Annotated in this window: 16 protein-coding genes; 8 read left to right on the top strand and 8 right to left on the bottom strand. The window is 63.8% G+C overall.

The window, feature by feature from the left end:
* Positions 1–87: 87 nt before the first annotated feature.
* Entirely contained in the window at positions 88–867 is a 780-nt protein-coding gene (locus C5J24_RS05795; protein ID WP_105416243.1) for an ABC transporter substrate-binding protein, read from the bottom strand.
* 308 nt (positions 868–1,175) lie between these two features.
* Here C5J24_RS05795 and C5J24_RS05790 point away from each other — a divergent pair, with 308 nt between their 5' ends.
* The 3 genes from C5J24_RS05790 to C5J24_RS05780 all read left to right on the top strand — a co-directional run bounded on the left by C5J24_RS05790 (position 1,176) and on the right by C5J24_RS05780 (position 4,326).
* Positions 1,176–3,542, top strand: a complete 2,367-nt coding sequence (locus tag C5J24_RS05790) for an OmpA family protein (RefSeq protein WP_105416241.1) — start codon at positions 1,176–1,178, stop codon at positions 3,540–3,542.
* Between the two features lie 105 nt (positions 3,543–3,647).
* Positions 3,648–3,878, top strand: coding sequence for a DUF4160 domain-containing protein (locus C5J24_RS05785; RefSeq protein ID WP_105416239.1), 231 nt, complete (start codon positions 3,648–3,650; stop codon positions 3,876–3,878).
* Positions 3,868–4,326, top strand: coding sequence for a DUF2442 domain-containing protein (locus C5J24_RS05780; protein ID WP_172723849.1), 459 nt, complete (start codon positions 3,868–3,870; stop codon positions 4,324–4,326). Before C5J24_RS05785 ends, C5J24_RS05780 begins: the two co-directional genes overlap by 11 nt.
* Here the strand turns inward: C5J24_RS05780 and mobB are convergent.
* The 4 genes from mobB to C5J24_RS05760 are packed head-to-tail and all read right to left on the bottom strand — an operon-like array spanning position 4,289 to position 7,653.
* Positions 4,289–4,834 (bottom strand): molybdopterin-guanine dinucleotide biosynthesis protein B, encoded by a 546-nt coding sequence (mobB, locus tag C5J24_RS05775; RefSeq protein WP_105416236.1) that lies wholly within the window; start codon positions 4,832–4,834, stop codon positions 4,289–4,291. The two genes, C5J24_RS05780 and mobB, sit on opposite strands and share 38 nt — an antisense overlap.
* The gene (gene mobA, locus C5J24_RS05770) at positions 4,831–5,469 is read right to left on the bottom strand and encodes a molybdenum cofactor guanylyltransferase MobA (protein ID WP_105416234.1); all 639 of its coding nucleotides are present in this window, start codon (positions 5,467–5,469) and stop codon (positions 4,831–4,833) included. The genes mobB and mobA overlap by 4 nt, the downstream gene beginning before the upstream one ends.
* Positions 5,469–6,695: a multidrug effflux MFS transporter gene (locus tag C5J24_RS05765; protein ID WP_105416232.1), complete on the bottom strand. Its 1,227-nt coding sequence runs from the start codon at positions 6,693–6,695 to the stop codon at positions 5,469–5,471. The genes mobA and C5J24_RS05765 overlap by 1 nt, the downstream gene beginning before the upstream one ends.
* A gap of 52 nt (positions 6,696–6,747) precedes the next feature.
* Positions 6,748–7,653, bottom strand: coding sequence for a DMT family transporter (locus C5J24_RS05760; RefSeq protein ID WP_105401317.1), 906 nt, complete (start codon positions 7,651–7,653; stop codon positions 6,748–6,750).
* Between the two features lie 276 nt (positions 7,654–7,929).
* On the opposite strand from C5J24_RS05760, the gene C5J24_RS05755 reads away from it, so the two are divergent.
* Positions 7,930–10,491: a methyl-accepting chemotaxis protein gene (locus C5J24_RS05755; protein ID WP_105401318.1), complete on the top strand. Its 2,562-nt coding sequence runs from the start codon at positions 7,930–7,932 to the stop codon at positions 10,489–10,491.
* An 11-nt stretch (positions 10,492–10,502) separates the two neighbouring features.
* Here the strand turns inward: C5J24_RS05755 and C5J24_RS05750 are convergent, their stop codons facing one another.
* Positions 10,503–11,381, bottom strand: coding sequence for a LysR family transcriptional regulator (locus C5J24_RS05750; RefSeq protein WP_105416687.1), 879 nt, complete (start codon positions 11,379–11,381; stop codon positions 10,503–10,505).
* A 129-nt stretch (positions 11,382–11,510) separates the two neighbouring features.
* On the opposite strand from C5J24_RS05750, the gene C5J24_RS05745 reads away from it, so the two are divergent.
* Complete coding sequence (locus tag C5J24_RS05745; RefSeq protein WP_105416230.1) at positions 11,511–12,857, top strand: hypothetical protein; 1,347 nt, start codon at positions 11,511–11,513, stop codon at positions 12,855–12,857.
* Positions 12,858–12,929: 72 nt separating this feature from the next.
* Here C5J24_RS05745 and moaA read toward each other — a convergent pair whose 3' ends face one another.
* Positions 12,930–13,919: a GTP 3',8-cyclase MoaA gene (moaA, locus tag C5J24_RS05740; RefSeq protein WP_371673842.1), complete on the bottom strand. Its 990-nt coding sequence runs from the start codon at positions 13,917–13,919 to the stop codon at positions 12,930–12,932.
* A 221-nt stretch (positions 13,920–14,140) separates the two neighbouring features.
* On the opposite strand from moaA, the gene C5J24_RS05735 reads away from it, so the two are divergent.
* Positions 14,141–14,515 carry a gamma-butyrobetaine hydroxylase-like domain-containing protein gene (locus tag C5J24_RS05735; protein WP_105401321.1) on the top strand — a complete coding sequence of 125 codons (375 nt, stop codon included), beginning with the start codon at positions 14,141–14,143 and terminating at the stop codon, positions 14,513–14,515.
* 14 nt (positions 14,516–14,529) lie between these two features.
* Here C5J24_RS05735 and C5J24_RS05730 read toward each other — a convergent pair whose 3' ends face one another.
* Complete coding sequence (locus C5J24_RS05730; RefSeq protein ID WP_105401455.1) at positions 14,530–15,009, bottom strand: MarR family winged helix-turn-helix transcriptional regulator; 480 nt, start codon at positions 15,007–15,009, stop codon at positions 14,530–14,532.
* A gap of 47 nt (positions 15,010–15,056) precedes the next feature.
* Between C5J24_RS05730 and C5J24_RS05725 the strand changes: the two genes are divergently transcribed.
* A complete protein-coding gene (locus C5J24_RS05725) occupies positions 15,057–15,998 on the top strand; it encodes an alpha/beta fold hydrolase (RefSeq protein ID WP_105416226.1) in 942 nt (313 codons plus the stop codon).
* A 68-nt stretch (positions 15,999–16,066) separates the two neighbouring features.
* Positions 16,067–16,675: a pyridoxamine 5'-phosphate oxidase family protein gene (locus tag C5J24_RS05720; RefSeq protein WP_105416225.1), complete on the top strand. Its 609-nt coding sequence runs from the start codon at positions 16,067–16,069 to the stop codon at positions 16,673–16,675.
* Positions 16,676–16,773: the final 98 nt, after the last annotated feature.

Genomic DNA, 16,773 nt, shown 5'->3' with positions numbered 1-16,773 from the left:
CGCTTTTGTCTTGTGTTAACGCCATTAAAAAGAAAAACGGCGGAAGGGCAAGCCTCCCGCCGCGCGGTAACCGGGTTCTCCGGTCGATTACTTGCCGTAGGCGTCGAAATCGAAATACTTGTCGTTGACGGCCTTGTACTTGCCGTTGGCGCGGATCGCGACGATGGCGGCCGAGAACTTGTCGGCAAGCGCCGTTTCACCCTTGCGGACCGCAATGCCCGCACCTTCGCCGTTGATCTCGACGTCGATCGGCAGCGGCGACAGGATCTTGCAGCACTTGCCGGCATCCGACTTGATCCACTGCGACAGCACGACGATATCGTCGATGACGGCATCAATACGGCCGTTGGTGATGTCGAGCTTGTATTCGTCGGCGGTCGGATAAAGCTTCAGCTCCGAGTCGGGCATATGCTTTTCGGCATAGTTCGAATGGGTGGTGGAGCCCTGCGCGCCGATCGTCTTGCCCTTGAGGCCGGCGGCGGTCGCTTCCTTGATCGGCGAATCCTTGGGGACGGCGATGGCCGGCGGCGTGTTGTAGTATTTCTTCGAGAAGGTGACCTGCTCCTTCCGCTCGGGGGTGATCGACATGGAGGCAATGATCGCATCGAATTTCTTCGACTGCAGCGCCGGAATGATGCCGTCCCAGTCATTGGTGACGAAGGTGCAGGTGACCTTCATCTCGTCGCAGAGCGCTTTGGCGATATCGACGTCGAAACCGGTGAGCTGACCGTTGGCTTCCAGGTTGTTGAAGGGCGGGTAGGCGCCTTCGGTGCCGATCACGAGTTTCTCCTGAGCCATCGCCGAACCAGCGAAAAGCGACAGGGCGGCGATCGAGGCGGCAGCAAGGAATCGGGTGGAGATGTTCATTTTGATCCTCTCTGTTGGCAACCTGCGGTGTTGGTCTTTTTCGGCCGCAGGGAGACGGGGCACGCATGGAGGCGGGCTCCGAGTGGATTTTTAGATACCTGCTCGGGAAAAATTGCAACGGCATTTTACGTGCACGTCTAGTTGCCACCAGCTGATGAACAACACATTCATGCGAGGTTCAGGCCATCCGCAACAGGCTGCAACGGAACCATTTTGGTGCAATACAGTTGAGCCGCCGCGTAAGTCCGCCGAAAAAGGCAATAAAGGACGCGCATGAAAGGGATGACACCCTAGAAGAGGAAATGTCCATGTCGAAAAAATTCAGACTGTTCGCCAGTGTCGCAGCACCTTTCGTGTCGCTGCCGCTGATGCTTCAGCCGGCCGGTGCTGTCCCCTTGAAACCCGCTATGGAGACGAGACCCGCCGTTGAGGCCGCCCAGATGCCGGGCATCGTCGAAGTCCAGCAGCAAATCATTGTCCCTCCGGAAGGGCAGGAAGGCGAGGGGCGTCCGCGCCGCAAGTTAAAGCCGGAGGAGCAGCAGGCCCCGGCGGAACGGCCGCAGGCCCCGCCTCAGGCTCAGCAGCAGGAACAGCCGCAGCGCCAGCGCAAGGCTGAGCCGGAAGCCGCCCCACGCGAAGCAGCACCTCGCCAGGCTCCGCAGGCCGAGCGTCCGGCAGCCGAGGCGCCCGCCCAGGAGCGTCCGCGCCGTCAGCAGCAGGAGACCGGCCAGGGTCAAGGCGGAAACGACGCCCAGCCGCGCCGCCAGCGCGAGCAGGCGACACCCAAGACCGAGCAGCCGGCCGCAAGGGAAGCCCAGCAGCCGAAGGCAGCTCCTGCAGAAAAGCAGGCCGAAACGCCGAAGCCGGAACGGCCGGCGACCAATCGCGCCGCAACCCCGGAAGCAGCACCTGAGGCTCCCGTTCGCCGCGACGCCCAGCAGCCAAAGGCAGCCCCGACCGAGAAGCAGGCCGAAACCCCGAAGCCGCAGCCGCCTGCCACCAATCGTGCCGCGACGCCGGAAGCGACACCTGAAAAGCCGGCCAGCGGCACTGCCCAGCAGCCCAAGGCAGCTCCCGCTGAAAAGCAGGCCGAAACACCAAAGCCGACACAGCCACCGGCTACCGATCGCGCCACGGCTCCGGGAGCAGCACCTGAAAAGCCGGCCAGCGGCAACGCAACCGGCCAGGCGCCGGCTCAGGTCCCCGGACAGGCTCCGGGCACCGGAACCGCGCAGGACAGGGGCAACCAGCAGCCGCCGGCAAATGGCCAGGCCGCTCCCGGCCAGCCGCCTGCCGGCGAGACGCCGCGCCGTCAAACCACCGAAGGACAGCCAGTGGTGCCTCAGGGCCAGCCGGTGCCGGGCCAGCCGCAAGGCCAGCAGGCGACTGGAACACCGGCCGCCCAGCCGACCGCGCCCCAGACGGCGACCACGCCTCAGCAGGTCGAACGCGCCAAGGAGCTTGCGAAGGATCCGGCCGCGGCCAAGAGCGGCGAGCAGGTCGTACTGCCCGTTCAGAACGGGGCAGCCGTGCTCGACAGCGCCAAGGAGGCGCCCTCTGCACGTCCGCCGCGGGATGGAGAGCGTCCGCGCCGCCAAGCTCCGCAGCAGGCCGACCAGCAGCAGCTTGCACCGCCGAAAACCGATGCGGAGGCCCAGGGCAGCACGCGTGCCACCCGCGAGCAGCTGCAGGAATTTCGTCAGCTGTCTGAAGAGCGCGGCCAGCGCCTCGACCAGCGTCCGCAGTTCGAACGGCCCCGCGGCTGGGATTTCCGCGACGCAGCGGGCCTCGGCGGCAGCCGTGACCGTAACGGCGGTCGCGACCGCGATGGCGGCCGGGTGATCATCTCGATCGACAACCAGACCGTGGTTCGCCATGACGACAGCCGTCGTTTCTACAACGATCGCGATCGGGCGCCGCAATACGAGCAGCTCCGCGACGGCCGGGTGCGCGAAGTCATCGTGCGCGACGACGGTACGCGGATCGTCACCGTCCGCAACAGCTATGGCGAGATCGTCCAGCGCTCGCGTATCGTCAGGGGCGGCGAGGAATACGTTCTCTATTATTCGCCGGATTTGATGGATAACCGCCGTGGCCGCGACTACGTCTGGCGCGATCCGGGCGACGACCTGCCGCCGATGCGGCTGAGCGTGCCGCTCGACAACTACATCATCGACACCTCGACCGAGCCGGACCGGGATTACTACGAGTTCCTGGAACAGCCGCCGGTCGAGCGGGTCGAGCGGGTCTATTCGATGGACGAAGTGCGCTACTCCGCCCGCATCCGCGATAAGGTGCCGCGTATCGACCTGGATACGATCACGTTTGCCACCGGCAGTGCCGAAATCCCGATGAACCAGGCGAGCTCGCTGCGCAAGGTCGCCGACGCGATCAGCAAGGTCCTGAAGCGGGATCCTTCCGAAACCTTCCTGATCGAAGGTCATACGGATGCAGTCGGTGCCGACGACAGCAACCTCGTCCTCTCCGACGAACGCGCTGAAAGCGTTGCCCGGGTGCTGACCGACGCATTCGGCATCCCGCCGGAAAACCTGGCGACGCAGGGCTACGGCGAACGTTACCTCAAGGTCCGCACTGACGGACCCGAACAGGAAAACCGCCGCGTGACCGTGCGCCGTATCACGCCGCTGGTCAAACCGGTCGCTTCGAACCAGTAAGGTTCAGGTACCTTGAACCAAAGCCGCCGGAGCGATCCGGCGGCTTTTTGCATCTTGAAATAGTGCGCCTAATGCACTATTTTCATGGCGTCGCGGGGATAGGTGATGCCGACAATCATAAAACTCGGAAATCTGAAGATCCAGATTTTTGCCGGCGATCACCATCCGCCTCATTTTCATATTGTTACGCCGGATCACGAAGTCCTGGTCCGCCTATCCGACCTGGACATTCTTGCAGGCTCCATCGATCGGCGAAGCCTGGATCGCGCGTTGGTTTGGGTACGGGAAAACAGGAGGGTGTTGAATGAAACCTGGGAGCGCCTCAATGAAAGGTGAGGAGATCGTCACCGTCGGTGGGCCTTTGCCGAGGATAGCGCACGCTGATGCGCTCGATGGGCGTAAGGTGAGGATAGTCTGGGAAGATGGAGAGACGAAGGTCGTCGATCTGGCACCTGCACTGGAAAGCCGCCGCATCTACATTCCGCTTCGACAGGACGATGATCTCTTCCGGCAAATGCGGGTTAGCGAATATCGCAACGCCTTGGAATGGCCGGGGGAGGACCTCGAATTCTCGGCGGTATGGCTCGCCGCGCTACCGCCAGTCACATTCGACAACGGTGATTTTCGCAACGCTATGGATGAGCTCGGCATGACATTGGACGGCATGGCGTCGGCCCTGGAGATCTCGCGCCGGCTCGTCGCCGACTACCGTAAGAACAAGCCTATTCCTCGCCATGTCGCACTTGCTACGCGCTATCTTGTAGAGCATCAGGGCAAGGCCTAGGGGGAAGCCCTGTCACCTGTGCGATGAAATCGGCGATCGTGTTCGTATCGTCGAGGTCGAAGACCGGGATGGTGGCATCCGGGACCGGGTGGTCGGCGGCAATCGCGACGATGTGGGGATCGCTCGGCGCCAGCGGTTCGCGGTTGCTCGCCTCAAGGCGGCGGGCTTCGATCTTCGGGACGGGCTCGCGTTTGTAGCCCTCGATCAGCACCAGATCGCAGGGGGCGAGGCGGGAGAGGATTTCCTCGAAGCTCGGCTCCGGCGCGCCGCGCAACTCGTGCATGATCGCAAAGCGGGTGCCGGAAACGATCGCCACTTCGTGGGCACCGGCCTGCCGGTGGCGGAAGGAATCGGCCCCCACCTTGTCTATGTCGAAATCGTGGTGCGCGTGCTTGATCGTCGAGATCGCGTAGCCGCGGCGGGTGAATTCCGCCACCAGCCGCACTGCCAGGCCCGTCTTGCCGGAATTTTTCCAGCCGGAAATGCCGAAGACGCGGGGAGGGGTCATGACAGCTCCTCGGCGAAACGACGCGCCTCTTGAAGATCCTCGGGCGTGTTGATGTTGAAGAAGGGATCGAGCGCCCCCTGCGGCGTCTCGGTCACCGGGAATTCGACGGTCACCGTATGGTGACGGTCGAGGAACGCCTTGATCCGCCGGTTGCCCGGATCGGAAAGCCAGGTTTCCAGATCGTCGGCGATGGAAACCGGCCAGAGCCCGAAGACCGGATGATCGCGGCCGTCCGAGGCGGGGATGACGATCGCGTTCGGATCGTCCGCCTCAGCCTCGAGCCGGCGCGCGAGATCGGCGGGTACGAAGGGACTGTCGGAGGGGACGGTGAGGAGATGGGTTGCTTGAAGGCCGCGCGCCTGGATGTCGCGCAGGCCGGCGAGTACGCCGGCAAGCGGGCCGATCTGGCCGGGAACCAAGTCCGGCAGCAGGCGCAAGCCGAGCGGATTGGTGAAGCCCATCGGCGCGTTGAGGGTGATTTCCGAGATCTGGGGCAGGAGCCGCCGCACCACATGGCCGAGGATCGTGTCGCCGCCGATGGTGAGAAAAGCCTTGTCGGTGCCCATGCGGCTCGATTTGCCACCGGCAAGGACCAGGCCCGGAGGCCGGATGGGAGGAGCGGCGGGCGTGGTCATCAGTCCTCATCCTTTGTCGGGATGGCGCCTTCGCGGCGGTCGATCTGCCGGACATAGGCGGTTGCGACGAGCGCCAGGATGGTCGTGACGCCCATGACGACGAGAAGCGGCATGGCGCCACTCTCTTCCTTGAGTAACGCCGCGGCAAGGGTCGACAGCGCGGCGCCGCCGCCGACGGTGATCGCGCCGCCGAGGCCGGAAGCGGAGCCGGCGAGGTGCGGCCGCACGCTGACGATGCCGGCATTGGAGCTCGGCAGGGTGAGGCCATTGCCGACGCCGGTCAGCGCCAGGGGCGCGAAGAAGGCGAGCGGCCAGGGCGCTTCCGCGACGAGGAACCCGGCGGTGATGAGAACGCCGACAAGGCTGACCAGGCTGCCTGAGATCATCATGTTCATCGTGCCGAACTGGCGGGTATAGCGGCCCGAAATGAAGTTGCCGATCATGTAGCCGGCCGCGATCAGGAAGAACTGCACGCCGAGCATGGTCGGCGATAGATGATAGATTGCCGTGCCGACGAAGGGCGCTCCGCCGAGGAACGAGAAGAACACGCCCGACGAGAAAGTGGAAGTAAACGTATAACCCCAGAAGCGCCGCGAGCGGAAAAGGTCCGGCCAGCTGCGGAATTGGGCGGTGAAGCTGGCGGCCGGCGCGTGGTTCGTTTCGCCGAGATCTGTGAAGACGAGCGTCAGGGTCAACAGGCCGAGACCGAGTATCAAGGCGAAATTCGCCTCCCAGCCGAACATGTCGTTGAGCACGCCGCCGATCGTCGGGCTGATCATCGGCACCAGCGACATGCCCATGGTCACATAGGCGATCATCGAGGCGGCGCTCTCCATCGGCACCGTATCGCGGATGATCGCGCGCGGCAGCACGAAGCCCGCGACCACTGCGGTCTGCAGCAGCCTTCCGATCATGAAGACGGTGACGTTTGCGGCCATCAGGCAGATCACCGTGCCGACCAGCATGATCAGGATGCTGCCGATCATTACGCGGCGGCGTCCAAAAAGGTCGGAAAGCGGACCGAGTACCAGCTGCAGCAAGGCGGTGCCGGCGATATAACCGGAGACGGCGAGCTGCATGACGGCGTAGTCGGTGCCGAAATGGATTGCCATGGCGGAAAGCGACGGCAGGAAGACGTTGAGCGATAGGGCGCCAAGTCCGGCGCAGACGACGAGCGTCAGGATATGGGGCGGGGTTCGTCTATCCAGAAATCGGCTTTGCTGCACGTCGTCTCGTCCTTTCACGCCTGCCTTTCGGCCCTTTCAATCCGGCCCTTCCTCAGGCCGGCGGGGCGGCGGCTGCCTTGCCGGTGGCAATGCCCTGCCGCTTGCGCTCGCGATAGAAAGTATAAAGGCCGGAACCGATAACGACCGCCGCGCCCACGAGCATATAGGCGTCCGGACGTTCGCCGAAGGCGAAAATGCCGATAACCAGAGCCCAGAGCAGGCCGGTATAGCGGAAGGGCGCGATGAAGGAGATCTCGCCCGTCCGCATCGACTGGATGACCGCCTGGTAGCCTGCGAAGACCAGCACGGAAGCAATTGCCAGATGTCCCAGCGCATAGGTGCTGACCGGCTGCCATCCGCCCATCGGCACGATCAGGATTGCCCCGAGAACCGTGTTGGCGAGGGACGTGAAGAGTGTCACCGTCAACGAAGGGATGTCCGCCTGGATGCGCTTGGTGGTGAGATCGCGGCATGCCGTAAAACAGCAGGCGACGACGGCGAGCAGGGCTGCCGGCGTGAAGCCTTCCGGACCCGGGCGGATGATGATGAGCACGCCGAGGAAGCCGATGCCGATCGCCGTCCAGCGCCGCCAGCCGACGGGCTCGCTCAGGAAAAGGGCCGCCCCCAACGTCACGGCAAGCGGCAAGGCCTGCATGATCGACGAAATGGCGGCAAATTCGATATGGGCAAGTGCGGAGAGGAAGGTCAGGGTGGCGCCGAGCTCGAAGAAAGTGCGCAGCAGCACCAGCGGATGCATGACCGCCTTGGCCGACAGGGTCACGCCCATGTAGCGGGCGACACAGTAGATCAGCAGTGTCGCCATGACGCCGCGCACTGCCATGATCTGGGGGATGCTGAGCTCCGGGGTGACCGACTTGACCAGCGCGTCGTTGCAGGTGAAAGCCGCCATGGCGAGCGACATGAACAGTGCGCCCCGCGAATTTTCAGACCATGCCATCTGCGAGATTCCTCCGGTACCGGGTCTCTTAAAGCAACGGCTTACGCGTCGCCAGCCGATTGCCTCCCGGGCGGTACTCTTTTGGGTAGCGACGGGAAATTCCGATATCCGATACAGTGTAATAAAACGAAATGTAAGGGTCCCGAATTAACCGTTGTTCAACCGAATTTGACCATTGTGAACCCATTCATTCCCGCATGAGGCTGGGATCGTGCCGTTGCCGTTTCGCGATGCCGCAGACGCGAAAGCCGCATCTGGTTTGCAGTTGGGGGAAAAATGTCTTTTATCGATCGTCTTCTTCAGAGTCGCAGGATCGTCACCAAGGTCCTTCTTTTCGTCATCCCGCTGGTGCTCTTGATCGCCGGCGTCGGTCTTGCCGGTTATTATACGGCCAGCATGCTGAACGGCCATATGACGGTGACGCGTGCGACGATCGAAAACATCGGCGACTTTGAAAATCTCCAGGCGGTCCTTCAGGAATTCAACAGCAAGCCCGACAATGCATCGCTTGCGGCCTTGAAGGCTGCGATCGACAAGCAGGAGAGCGGCGTCCGCGTGCTCGGCGGGCTGCTCGTGACGGCCGGGGACCGCGAGCGCATCGCCGTGGTGACCGGGCTTGCGCCCAAGATGCGCGCCGATACGGACGTGCTCTGGAAGATAAAGCAGAGGCGAGACGAAAACGCCGCAGCGCTCGACGACAGCATCGATAATGTCCGCACCGTCGCGACAGGGGTCTCGGATCAGGTCGCCAACGTCCGCAAGCAGTTCGAAGGCAAGGAAAAGTTCGCCAAGGGCATGGTGCTGGAAGCCTACGCCTACAAGGCGATCGCCGAACAGATCGGCGAGCTTCGCAATTCCGTCAAGGAGACCGGCACGGACGACGGTGCGATCAGCACCGCCGACATGTATCTCGGCATTCTGGACAAGGCGTTCCAGGAGGTGCAGGCCTTCCTCACCCCGAACGGCATCAAGCAGCTGAAGCCGATCAACGACGCGATCAGCGCACTTGCCGCCACCATCAAGGGCAATCAGGAGGTTCCGGAAAAGGCGAAGGCGGTGCGTGACACCGTTGCCGGCATGGAGAAATTGCAGGCGAAAATGGAGGCGGAAGTCACCAGCAAGGCCGGCAACGCGGCCAGCCGTTTCGCCAGCATCGAGGGCGAGGTCGCGAGCCTGCGCACGCTTCTCGACCGCAGCGCCGAATCGCTGCGCCTGATCGACGCCATGCAGCTCTACGTCGAGCGGCTGCGCGCCAACCAGACGGAGGATGCGCGCAAGGTCGTCCTCGACGTCATGGCAAAGCTGAAGGCCGCCAGCGGGGAAGTGTCCGAACTCGCCAGAAATCCGGCCATGCGCGAGTTCTCGACGACGCTTCAGCCCCGCCTGAAATCGATCGAGGAGGATACTGCCAAGCTTCTGTCCATCGCCGCCGACTGGAAAAAGGCGCGCGCCGCCGCCGGCGAAACTCTGACGGGCGGCATGGCCGGCCTCAAGAATTTCGTCGCCCAGGCCCAGGAGGTCGGCAAGGAAGACAGCGAACGGTCCGCCCAGCTGTCGCTGATCGCCATGGTGGTCGGCACGCTGCTTGCCATTGCCGGTGGCCTGATGCTGGTGGAAACGCTGCGCGGCCCGCTGCGCCGCGTCACCGAAGTGATGAAGCGGCTCGCTGACGGCGACCTCGAGGTCAAGATCGAAGGCCGCGAACGTGGCGACGAAATCGGCGACATGGTTCGCTCGGTCACCGTCTTCCGCGATGCCGCGGTCGAAAATGTCCGTCTCGAGCAGGATGCCGCCGCAGCCCGCGAGCTCTCGACCGCCGAGTCGGAGCGCCGCGCCTCTGAGCGTGCCCGCATTGCCGGCGAGCAGCGCCAGGCGCTGACCGCACTCAACGACATGCTCGGCAAGCTTGCCGAGGGCGACCTCGAGCGCAGCATGGACGAAAACCTGCCGGAAGACTTCATCGAGATGGCGCGCACCTACAACCAGGCTGTCGAGGCGCTCCGTGCCACACTCGCCGACGTGCGCTCGACCGCGGAAGAGATCGACGGCGGCACCGGCAATCTCGCCGCTTCGGCGGACGATCTTGCCCGCCGCACGGAACAGCAGGCGGCAGCGCTCGAACAGAGCTCGCGCGCACTGCGCCATCTGAGCGAAATCGTCCGCTCGACGGCCGAAAGCGCCAAGCAGACATCCGTCTCGGTCAACGAGACGGAAGATTTCGCGGTCCGCTCCGGCGAGGTCGTATCCCGCGCCGTCGACGCCATGGGTGAGATCAGCCGTTCTTCCGAAAAGATCGCGACCATCATCGGGGTTATCGACGAGATCGCCTTCCAGACCAACCTGCTGGCGCTGAATGCCGGCGTCGAGGCGGCGCGGGCCGGCGAGGCAGGCCGCGGCTTTGCGGTCGTCGCCCAGGAAGTCCGCGAACTGGCGCAGCGTTGCGCGGGTGCTGCCCGCGAAATCAAGGGCCTCATTTCGGCAAGCTCGACTCAGGTCAGCAACGGCGTGCATCTCGTCGAGGAGACGGGTACGGCGCTCACCGAGATCATCACGCACATCACCGATGTCCGCAAACTGGTGTCCCAGATTTCGGCGGCCACCGGCGAGCAGTCGACCGGCATCAACGAAGTCACCAAGGCCGTGCAGGAGGTCGAGCTGATCACCCAGCGCAACGCGGCGATGGTCGAGGAAAACAACGCCGAGATCCACGGCCTGCGCCAACGTGTGGAGACGCTGTCCGAGAAGATCGAGCGCTTCAAGACGCGCGATCCGAACATCAGCTTCCATGCCGGCGCCAACGAACGCCGGGGAGGCTTCCGTCGCAGCGACGCTGCCTGAGGCCTGGACAGTCAGGCAAGCGCCGAGACCGTTTCGAGGAAGCGCTGCCCGATCGCAGAAAGTCGCGGTTTCAACCAGGACGCCGCCATCGGCAACGATGGCGGCGTCGGCGTGACTGGCCGGAAAACGACGCCGGGACGCGGCAGGCGAGACAGGCCGCCCGTGACGAACCCCATTCCGACCCCCGCCGCCACCAGGCCTGCAAGTGTGGTCATGGGCGTAACCTCCTGCACGATGCGCGGGCTGATGCCCTGGTCCCGGAAGAGAGCGATGACCCTGTCGTAGATGCTCGGTCCGATGGAGCGGGGTGCGAGGAGGAAGGGTTCGTCGGCGAGCTCGGAGAGCCGGATCTCGGTTTTCATCGCAAGCGGATGGCTTTCCGGCAATGCCAGGACGAGAGGCTCGGCCGGCAGATCATGGGTCGCCAGTTCAGGATTGACGAGCGGTGGATGCAGGACCGCCAGATCGATCGTTCCCGTCATCAGTGCGGTTTCGAGCGACGGGGAGTTGAGCTCGACAAGCTCTATCTCGACCTGCGGATAGCGCTTCCGGAACGCCTGCACCGCTTCCGGCAGGATGCCGTAGAAGGCGATGACCGTGAAACCCAGCCGCAGCCGGCCGACTTCGCCGCGAAACGCCCGTAACGCCTGCTGCCGGGCGACTTCGGCATTTTCAATCGCCCGCCGGGCGGGTTCGAGGAACGCCTGGCCGGCCGGCGTCAGCGCGACGCTGCGGCGATCGCGCGCGAAGAGGTCCGTGCCGATCTCCAGCTCGAGGGCACGAATGCGCTGGCTAAGCGAGGGCTGGGTGAGGTGCATCCTCTCGGCCGCCCGGCGGAAATGCAATTCTTCGGCGACCGCCACGAAGCAGGCCATGGAGCGTATATCCATCGACATTCCTGATATGTTTTGCCTATCACAGATGATGGAATTCCGATTGGAACTCTATCAGAGTGGACCCTATCCTCCCTTCAGGCAATAGGCGGCAAATGTCGCCGCTTCTCGGAAGGAGAATGGATCATGAAGGCTTTGGTTTTTCTCGCAGGCACAGCCCTTTCCTTGGCGACCGTGGCGCCCGGTACTGCTGTCGCGCAATCGGCGGATATCCTGGGCGCGATCTCGGCCGGTCGCGTCGCCGTCATCTCCGACGGCGACTATCTGGCGCGCACCTACGCCGATTCAGTACTGGCTCCCAAGGAGGCTGGGCACAGGGACGTGCTCACCATTCTATCGATAGCCAATGGCCGCGTGACGAGAGGTTCGGTCCCCGTCTCGAACTCGGTGACGGCGGCGCCCGAAATCCTGGAACTGACGCCGGACGGCAGCACGGCATTCGTGACCGAACGATTGGGCGAGCGGCCGGATGGCGGCGGAACGGTCAGGGACCTGCCGCCAGGCAGGCGGCTGTTTGCCGTCGATCTCTCCGACCCATCCACGCCGAAGCTTGCCGATACGGTGGAGGTCGGCATCAATCCGGAGGCATTGGCCGTCAGCCCGAACGGGCAGCGGGTGGCGGTCGTTTCCAATACCGCCGATGCGGCCCTGCTTCAGATCGTCGAATTTGCCGATGGCCGATTCGGCGAAGTCGCCCGCTTCGATCTGGCTGAACTCGGCATTCCCGGATCGCTGGATGCTCCGCGGGGCGGCGTGACGGCCACCAATGTTCAATGGCATCCTTCCGGGCGGTTCCTGGCGGCCAATATCAACACGCGGAACCGTGTCGCGTTCTTCGAATTTGCCGATAGCGATCAGGAGCCTGCCTTGCAGCCCTGGGGCAACAGCGTGGAGGTGGGCAGGGATCCTTTTGTCGGCCGCTTCACGCCGGATGGCCGCCACTATCTGACATCGAACTGGGGGCGCGATTTCACCGCGACCAGCCTCGATGGCCGCATCCCGAATGCGTCCTCCACCATGACCGTGATCCGGCTGGCGGACCCCGAGGCGTCCGAAGCCCGGCACGAGCGGTTGATGACAGTCGACACCGGCGTTTCGGCCGAAGGAATGGCGGTGAGCCCGGATGGCCGGCTTGTTGCGACGATCAACATGCGCGGCACGTCCTTTCCGCCCGGGTCTCCGCGTCATGAACGCGAGGCGGCCGTATCGCTTCTGACGTTCGATCCGGCCGCGGGCAGGCTACACAAGGTTGGCGACTATACGTTCGAGGGTGTTTTGCCCGAGGGCGGAACCTTCGACCTGACGGGTGATCACCTTCTCGCAACCGTTTTCGAGGGACATGAGGGTGCAGGCCCCGAGACCGGGGCGGGGCTTGAAGTCTTCAGGGTGATCAGGGGCGATACGCCGTCGCTGCGACGGATCGCGCGGGTGCCCTTGCCGCACGGAGTACATCATGTCGATATTTCGCGATGATCCCCATATTTCGCGATAATCCCCGGGCGGCGGCAGCGGTCGCCGCTGCGATCCCTGACCCCGGCGCGGATATCACCCACCGGTGACGCTCATGTGGCGGGCGACGGCGGGGCGCTTGTGGGTGCGATCGATGATGAAATCGTGGCCCTTGGGCTTGCGGGTGATCGCTTCGTCGATCGCGGCCGACAGATAGCCGTCGTTTTCGGAGGCGCGCAGCGCGGTGCGCAGGTCGGCCGCGTCGTTCTGGCCGAGGCACATGTAGAGCGTGCCGGTGCAGGTGAGACGCACGCGGTTGCAGCTCTCGCAGAAATTATGGGTCATCGGCGTGATGAAGCCCAAGCGGCCGCCGGTTTCCTTCACTTCGACATAACGGGCGGGGCCGCCGGTCTTGTAGGGGATCTCTGTCAGCGTGAACTGCTCTTCGAGATCGGCGCGCAGCTTGGAGAGCGGCAGATATTGGTCGGTGCGGTCCTCGTCGATCTCGCCCATCGGCATGGTCTCGATCACCGTCATGTCCATGCCGCGGCCATGCGCGAAACGCAGCATGTCGGCGATCTCGAATTCGTTGAATTCCTTCAGCGCCACGGCATTCAGCTTGATCTTCAGCCCGGCTTTCTGGGCGGCGTCGATGCCTTCCATGACCCTGTGGTAATCGCCCCAGCGGGTGATCGCCTTGAATTTTTCGGGGTTCAGCGTGTCGAGCGAGACATTGATGCGACGCACGCCGCTGTCATAGAGCTCGTCGGCATATTTTGCCAGCTGCGACCCGTTGGTCGTCAGCGTCAGTTCGTCGAGAGCGCCGGCCTTGACGTGCTGGCCGAGCTCGCGCACCAGAAACATGATGTTCTTGCGCACCAGCGGCTCGCCGCCGGTCAGGCGAATCTTGCGGACGCCCTTGGAAATGAAGGCGGAACAGAGCCGGTTGAGCTCTTCGAGCGTCAGCAGGTCCTTTTTCGGCAGGAAGGTCATGTTTTCCGCCATGCAATAGGTGCAGCGGAAATCGCAGCGGTCGGTGACCGAGACGCGCAGATAGGTGACCGCACGGCCGAACGGATCGATCATCGGCGCCTGGTCGGCGATGATCGGGGCTGCTCCTCCGACCGGTCCTGCGAAACTGTTCACGTGATAATCTCCCTTACCCGGAAAGTGGGGGTTTCGAGCCGTCGCGTCAAGTGTATGACATCGATCCAGATAGTACAGCGACGGACGCAAAACCGCTTGCAGCGAAACGCCGTAGCTCATAATCCTCCGCCAGGCATATGACAATCGGGAGCCTGAAAAGCATGAGCGACATCTGGCCGACGGAACTGAGGGTCTCCAAGGACCGCCACACGCTGAACGTTACCTTCAGCGACGGCGCGGCTTTTCCACTGCCGGCCGAAACGATGCGCGTGCTGTCGCCTTCGGCGGAAGTGCAGGGGCATGGTCCCGGCCAGAAGGTCACCGTGCCCGGCAAGCGCAATGTCGGCATCGCGGCGATCACGCCGGCCGGCAACTACGCGGTGCGGATCCGCTTCGACGACGGCCATGACAGCGGCATCTTCACCTGGCCTTACCTGCGCGAACTGGGCGAGCGCGGAGCCGAACTGTTTGCCGACTATGAGCGCGATCTCATCGAGAAGGGCCTCTCCCGCGATCCGCCGCAGAGAACGCGGTAGGCGTCAAGCGGTGGTCAGGCCGGTTCGCGGCTGTCCTCCCGGATTTCCGACTGCAGGGTGACGATCAGCCGCTCCATGGACTCCGCCATCGCCATGCATTGATCCAGCGGCTCGGAGGAGAGCGTCCGCTCGATCAGCGCCGTCTGGATCGCCATCGCCTTTTCCGTCACCGAGCGGCCTTCCCGGGTCAGGTAGAGGCGCAGCACGCGCTTGTCCTTCGTATCGCCGCGCCGCTCGATCAGCCCGCGCTTTTCCATCTGCGGCAGCGCCATGCTCATGTTGGAACGCCCCACCAGCAGTTTGTGGGCGAGCTCCTGCTGGGAGATCCCCTCGAACCGGTAGAGATTGATCAGGATGTCGAGATGCGGTGGCTTGATGTCAAGTTCGGTGAGTTCGCGGGTCAGCACGGTTTGCATCAACTGGCAGGCGCGGGCGACGGCAATCCAACTGCGAAAACGCGGATGATCCCAAGGGAGGGATTGATTTTTGTTCATCATTGTACTTTATTGTTCAGCATTGAACATTATTGGGTTTTCTCACTATGCCATCCTTTGCACTCAAGGTCATCCGTTTCGGATTTGCCGCCATGGGGCGGCCTTTCCCCAATGCCGCAGCCGGGCTCGCCTTTCGGCTCTTCTGCCTGACGCCCTCGCGCCGTCCCAAGGGCGGCAAGGCGAGGGCGATGGAGAATGAGGGGCGGGAGCGGCTCTCGGCCGCCCAGAAGATCCCGCTCACCGTCGGACGCTCGACGGTGATGGCCTATCGCTTCAACGGCGACGGCAAGCCCGGCCGGCCCCGTTACCTGGTCGTGCACGGCTGGGGCTCCAATGCCGCCTATATCGCCGCGCTGCCGGCGGGCCTGGCCGAAACCGGCGCCGAGGTCGTGGTGCTCGATTTTCCCGGCCATGGGCTTTCCAGCGGCCGCAGCCTCAACATGCGCCAGGCCGTCGAGGCGATCGTTGCGGCGGAGAACCGGTTTGGCCATTTCGATGCGGCGGTCGGTCATTCGTTCGGCGGTGCGAGCATGATGCTCGCCGCCGGCGGGGTGATGAGGCAAGTCGGCTCGATCTCTCCCTCGAAGCTGGTAGTTATCGGTGCGCCGAGCCATATCCATTGGCTGTTCGACGATTTTTCGCGGATGGTCGGCCTGCCGCCGCGCGTCAAGGCGCTGCTGATCCGGCGGGCAGAAAAGATAGCCGGCGCCTCGCTCGACGATTTCGACACGGTGGCAAGCGCCGCGCGGCTCGAAACGCCCCTGCTGGTCGTGCATGCCGAGGAGGACAAGGAGGTAGCCGCCGACCACGCCCGCCGTTTCGAGGGGCTTGCCACGGCACGGCTCGAATGGGCGAACGGGCTCGGGCATCGCCGCATCGTCAGCGACCGCGGCGTGATCGAGACCATTGCCTCCTTCCTGACGAACGATCGCCGGCCGCTGCGCGAAACCTCCATCGCCGCCAAGCCCGGCAACGACGCCGCTGCTTGATCCACAGGGGACGTCATCATAGTGTCGCCCGCGCGGGCTAAGGCCCGCCGATACCAGAGGGGCGAGCCATGACCATCATCACATCCGTCGAGGAACTGAAGGCGATCTATGACGGCGTCTCGGAGGCTTCGCTCGCCAAGGTGACGAAGACGCTGACCCCGGAATACCGGCAGATGATCGAGGCCTCGCCTTTCCTCGCATTCGCGACCGTGGGGCCGGAAGGGCTCGACTGCTCGCCGCGCGGCGATCTCGGCGGGGCGGTGCGTATCGAGGACGATTCGACGCTGCTTCTGCCCGACTGGCGCGGCAACAACCGCATCGATTCGCTGATCAATATCGTGCGCGACCCGCGCGTGGCTTTGATGTTTCTGGTACCCGGCTCGAACACGACGATGCGCATCAACGGCCGCGCCGTGATCTCGGTGGAGCCCGCGCTGCTCGAAAGCTTCGAGATGGACGGCCGGCATCCGCGCAGCGTCACGGTGATCACCGTCAACGAGGTCTATTTCCAGTGCGCCCGCGCCCTGATACGCGCCGAACTCTGGAACCCGGAGCATTTCGTCGATCCGAAGAACCTGCCGACGCCCGGAACGCTGCTGAAGGCGGCCAAGGCCGACTTCGACAGGGAGACCTACGACCGGGAATGGCCGGAGCGCGCCGCCAAGACCATGTGGTAGACGCCGCACCGGCGTTTTCTTCGTGAAGAAGACATGCCTAGTCGCCGTCCTCATGGACATTTCCAGCGCTCGAGGCGACAATCGAATCGACCCGCCAT

Source organism: Neorhizobium sp. T25_27 (genome assembly GCF_002968565.1).
In the GTDB taxonomy this organism is placed as follows: Bacteria; Pseudomonadota; Alphaproteobacteria; order Rhizobiales; family Rhizobiaceae; genus Neorhizobium; species Neorhizobium tomejilense.
This window is presented reverse-complemented; position numbering and strand designations above follow the sequence as displayed.

Coding starts and splice junctions, on each gene's coding strand:
- C5J24_RS05795 (WP_105416243.1), bottom strand. CDS start 867: ATGAACATCTCCACCCGATTCCTTGCTGCCGCCTCGATCGCCGCCCTG.
- C5J24_RS05790 (WP_105416241.1), top strand. CDS start 1,176: ATGTCGAAAAAATTCAGACTGTTCGCCAGTGTCGCAGCACCTTTCGTG.
- C5J24_RS05785 (WP_105416239.1), top strand. CDS start 3,648: ATGCCGACAATCATAAAACTCGGAAATCTGAAGATCCAGATTTTTGCC.
- C5J24_RS05780 (WP_172723849.1), top strand. CDS start 3,868: ATGAAAGGTGAGGAGATCGTCACCGTCGGTGGGCCTTTGCCGAGGATA.
- mobB (WP_105416236.1), bottom strand. CDS start 4,834: ATGACCCCTCCCCGCGTCTTCGGCATTTCCGGCTGGAAAAATTCCGGC.
- mobA (WP_105416234.1), bottom strand. CDS start 5,469: ATGACCACGCCCGCCGCTCCTCCCATCCGGCCTCCGGGCCTGGTCCTT.
- C5J24_RS05760 (WP_105401317.1), bottom strand. CDS start 7,653: ATGGCATGGTCTGAAAATTCGCGGGGCGCACTGTTCATGTCGCTCGCC.
- C5J24_RS05755 (WP_105401318.1), top strand. CDS start 7,930: ATGTCTTTTATCGATCGTCTTCTTCAGAGTCGCAGGATCGTCACCAAG.
- C5J24_RS05750 (WP_105416687.1), bottom strand. CDS start 11,381: ATGGATATACGCTCCATGGCCTGCTTCGTGGCGGTCGCCGAAGAATTG.
- C5J24_RS05745 (WP_105416230.1), top strand. CDS start 11,511: ATGAAGGCTTTGGTTTTTCTCGCAGGCACAGCCCTTTCCTTGGCGACC.
- moaA (WP_371673842.1), bottom strand. CDS start 13,919: ATGATCGATCCGTTCGGCCGTGCGGTCACCTATCTGCGCGTCTCGGTC.
- C5J24_RS05735 (WP_105401321.1), top strand. CDS start 14,141: ATGAGCGACATCTGGCCGACGGAACTGAGGGTCTCCAAGGACCGCCAC.
- C5J24_RS05730 (WP_105401455.1), bottom strand. CDS start 15,009: ATGAACAAAAATCAATCCCTCCCTTGGGATCATCCGCGTTTTCGCAGT.
- C5J24_RS05725 (WP_105416226.1), top strand. CDS start 15,057: ATGCCATCCTTTGCACTCAAGGTCATCCGTTTCGGATTTGCCGCCATG.
- C5J24_RS05720 (WP_105416225.1), top strand. CDS start 16,067: ATGACCATCATCACATCCGTCGAGGAACTGAAGGCGATCTATGACGGC.